Consider the following 2,886-nt stretch of genomic DNA (forward strand, 5'->3'; position numbering starts at 1 on the left):
AATGTAAAGATAATAGTCATTTGTTGAGTAAAAGAATTAAAGTCCTTTTGTTTCTTCTTTCTTTGGCAGGGATTGCATATCTTGCTGGAATTCCTGATGTTTGTAAGATTGATGAAATATCAGAGTTTTTTGGTCCTGTTCGCTTTCCCCACTATAAACATTTTGCTGTTCCTGAAAGCTGCAAGGCTTGTCACCATAGGTTTCCCGAAGAGCCGGCAAAATCTTGCTATACCTGTCATAAGAAGGATAAAAAAACAATGCTGGGCTTGCAAAGGGCATATCATAAAAATTGCATAACCTGTCATAAGGAGATGAAAAAGGGACCTACAGGGTGCACAGATTGCCATAGGATTAAAAGAAAAGATGAATTAAAGGACATTTGTATTTTAGACAATATCCCTGGAATATATGGCTCGGTAACATTCTCCCATAAAAGGCATCCTCAGGAATGTGGAGAATGCCATCATATATTAGAACAAAAGCCAATGGCTTGCAAGACCTGCCATACAAAGCCAGGAAAAATTCCCGGGCTTAAAGGCGCATATCATAGAAGGTGTCTTGTTTATCATAGGAAGATGAAGGTAAAGAATAAATGTGTTGATTGCCATGAGGCACAAAGGCACAAAGATGAATAGAAGGGAGTTTTTAAAAACAGGGGCGATAGGATTAGGTGGATTGGTGGGGATTAAAGGAAAAGCTTATCCTTGTGAAACAAAGGAATTCTATGGGATGCTGGTTGATACAACATTGTGTATTGGTTGCCGTTCTTGCGAGAAGGCTTGTAGTGAAGTAAACCATCTTCCCGCACCAAATTTAGGAGATGATAAGCCAAGACAGACAAGCATTGATGCCTTTACCGTGGTCAATAAATTCAAAATTGACAACCAGGAGATATTTGTCAAAAAGCAATGTATGCATTGCAATCAGCCAGCCTGCGCCTCTGCCTGCCTGGTTAAGGCAATGTTCAAAACCAAGGAAGGCCCTGTTATCTGGAGGGGGAATAAATGTTTAGGCTGCAGGTATTGTATGATTGCCTGCCCATTTGATATTCCAAAGTTTGAATACAACAGCCTAAATCCTAAGATAAGAAAATGTGAATTTTGTTTTGAAAGGCTTAAAAAAGGAGAAAAGCCTGGTTGTGTAGATGCCTGCCCTATGGAGGCACTTATATTTGGAACAAGGAGGGAGCTTATTGAAATTGCAAAGGAAAGAATCTATAAAAATCCCGATAAATATGTCCATCATATCTATGGAGAAAGGGAGGCAGGAGGATGTGGCTGGCTCTATCTTGCAAGCGTTCCCTTTGAAAAATTGGGCTTTCCAGAAAATGTTGGAGAAACGCCATACCCTGAATACACAAAGGAATTTTTATACAGCGTTGCTTTGATATTCTTGCTCTGGCCCTCATTTCTTATTGGCTTACATAAGGCTTTAAAGAAAGAAGATGAAGGAGATTAAGAGGTTTATTTTATTTTTTATTTCTGAGCTAAAGCCAAAGGGAAGGCTACTTACACCATTTAATATCATTACCACACCCATAATCCTTCTTGGCATTGCCTTAATAATCTATCGCTTTACCAATGGATTAGGAGCAATTTCCGAAGGAGGCTCACAGGATTTTCCCTGGGGGCTATTGATTGGGTTTAATGTAGTTACCGGGGTTGCTTTAGCAGGTGGAGGATATATAATACCATTTATTGTTTATGTATTAGGGCTTAAAAAATATCGTCCGATGGTCCGTTCTGCTATACTTACTGCCCTTTTGGGATATATATTTTATGCGTTTGCAGTTTTGCTTGATTTGGGAAGACCTTGGCATATTTTTAATCCGATTATAGGAAATTCATTTGGGATTTCTTCTATTCTTTTTATTTTTGTATGGGTTCTTGTCCTCTATATAACCTGCCTATTTGCTGAATTTCTACCGGCAATTACTGAATGGCTTGGCAATGAAAGATTTCGCAAATTTGCTAAAAAGCTTGTTGTTGGCGCGGTTATATTTGCAATTACCCTTTCAACGATCAGTCAAGCAGGTGTTGGTGCTTTATTCTTGCTTGCTCCCACCAAGCTTCATCCCCTCTGGTATTCCAATATAACCATCTTTTTCTTTATCTCAAGCATCTTTTCTGGCTTGTCTGTGGTAATAATTATAGACTCCATTTCACATAAGGTATTTAAAGACCAAGCTTATAACTTTGGGGAGTTAATTATCGGTTTAGGAAAGGCAGCTTGTCTTACAATGTTTGTCTATCTTTCCTTAAAGCTTATTGATATCGCCCATTCAAGGCACTGGCAATATTTTCAAAGCCCAATGGGGCATTTATATTTGGTTGAGCTTATAGGATTTATCCTTTTTCCAATGGTTATGTTCACCGAAGGGGTAAGAAGAAAAGTGATGGGTTTGATTAAACTTGCCGCTTTTATTACTGTAATTGGGGTTATTTTAAACCGGTTAAATGTTACAATGATTGCCTTTAAATGGTATCTACCACATCATTTTCCAGGCTGGATGGAATGTGTAATTTCACTTACCATAATCCTTATCCAAATCTGGGCATTTCGCTGGATTGTTAATCGAATGCCAATTTTAAGAGAACACAAATGGGAAAATGAATAGCTTTATAGACATTTATGCAACAAAAGGCATTGAATACCTCCTGGTCATTGGCTTTTTAATCTCCTTTACCCTCTTTTGGAAATATATTAACAAATAATCTTGCCTTCCAGAAAAAACAAATTTGTTACTACTATGTCAAATGATATATAGTATCTTCCATTACTTAGTGCAAAAATAGTATTTAAGAAATTTTGAATTCTAAATTTTGAATTTTGAATTGAAAAAGGTTAAGTTTTATAAAATTTTGAATTCTAAATTTTGAATTTTGA

Annotated in this window: 3 protein-coding genes; all 3 read left to right on the forward strand. The window is 37.0% G+C overall.

Annotated features, from left to right (window positions below; genetic code table 11):
• Positions 1-635, forward strand: a 635-nt coding sequence (locus tag AB1397_05520) for a cytochrome c3 family protein (GenBank protein ID MEW6482444.1), incomplete at its 5' end; no start/stop codon positions are given.
• The gene (locus AB1397_05525; GenBank protein MEW6482445.1) at positions 628-1,458 is read left to right on the forward strand and encodes a 4Fe-4S dicluster domain-containing protein; all 831 of its coding nucleotides are present in this window, start codon (positions 628-630) and stop codon (positions 1,456-1,458) included. The genes AB1397_05520 and AB1397_05525, both read left to right, overlap by 8 nt.
• Positions 1,445-2,617 (forward strand): hypothetical protein, encoded by a 1,173-nt coding sequence (locus AB1397_05530; protein MEW6482446.1) that lies wholly within the window; start codon positions 1,445-1,447, stop codon positions 2,615-2,617. Before AB1397_05525 ends, AB1397_05530 begins: the two co-directional genes overlap by 14 nt.
• The last annotated feature ends 269 nt before the right edge of the window (positions 2,618-2,886 follow it).

The sequence above is a fragment of the bacterium genome, assembly GCA_040756715.1.
Taxonomy (GTDB): Bacteria; UBA9089; UBA9088; order UBA9088; family UBA9088; genus JBFLYE01.